This is a genomic window from Subtercola boreus, from assembly GCF_003399645.1.
GTDB lineage: Bacteria > Actinomycetota > Actinomycetes > Actinomycetales > Microbacteriaceae > Subtercola > Subtercola boreus_A.
This window is the reverse complement of sequence record NZ_NBXD01000054.1, coordinates 1-912: the sequence shown is the minus strand read 5'-3', so window position 1 is coordinate 912 and position 912 is coordinate 1. Positions and strand designations below refer to the sequence as shown.

The following is a 912-nucleotide window of genomic DNA, read 5'->3' as shown; positions in this document are numbered from 1 at the left end:
GAGCGTCACCACGAACACCGCACCTCCGCTGCCCGCGGAGCTCGAAGCGATGATGCGGCAACTGAAAATGCCCTACGCCAGAGCCCTCGCCCCCGAACTCCTGCAGACAGCGAAAACACAACGCTGGGACCCCACCGAGGTCATCAAAGCCCTGTTCGTTGAAGAGATCACCGGCCGGTCACGGTCGATGCTGAACACGAGGCGGAAGGCTGCCGGGTTCCCGACCGGGAAAACATTCGCGACCTGGGACGAAACCGTGTCCTCGATCCCCGCGCCCACACAGCAGGCCCTCCGCACCCTCGAGTGGGTGCACCGCAGAGAGAACGTCGTCGTCTGCGGCCCGTCCGGGACCGGGAAAACGTTCTTCCTCGAAGCCCTCGGCCAGCACATCGTCGAGGCCGGTATGCGGGTCGCGTGGTTCCGGCTCGAGGACCTCGGCGCGCTGATCCGCGCGCACCGCTCCGACGACTCCGTCACAAAGGTCGTGGCCCGGATCCTCCGCGCCGACCTCATCGTCATCGACGACATCGGACTGCTACCCGTCGGTACCGACGCCGCCGAGGGCTTGTACCGGCTCGTCGACGCAGCGTACGAGAAACGCTCCATCGCCGTGAGCTCAAACCTTCACCCCGCAGCATTCGACGAGCTCATGCCCAAAACACTGGCCACCGCGACCGTTGACCGGCTCCTGCACCACGCCCACATCTGTCAAACCTCCGGCGACTCCATCCGCCTCACCGAAGCACTCGCAGGCAAAGGAGTCACCCCAATGCCCTAACCGACCCGCGACCCATGGCCAACACCACCAGAAACCAGGTGGGCAGAACTGTTGGCCATACACGGGCACTTTTCATGGCCACCAGCGGGCACAAACGCTGGCCACCCATGGGCACAAACCATTGGCCATTGACA

The 912-nt window shown here is 64.5% G+C and carries 1 protein-coding gene; it reads left to right on the top strand.

What is annotated here, in order from left to right; genetic code table 11:
* Nucleotides 1-28: 28 nt before the first annotated feature.
* Nucleotides 29-778 (top strand): IS21-like element helper ATPase IstB, encoded by a 750-nt coding sequence (gene istB, locus B7R24_RS16825; RefSeq protein WP_301182499.1) that lies wholly within the window; start codon nt 29-31, stop codon nt 776-778.
* Nucleotides 779-912: the final 134 nt, after the last annotated feature.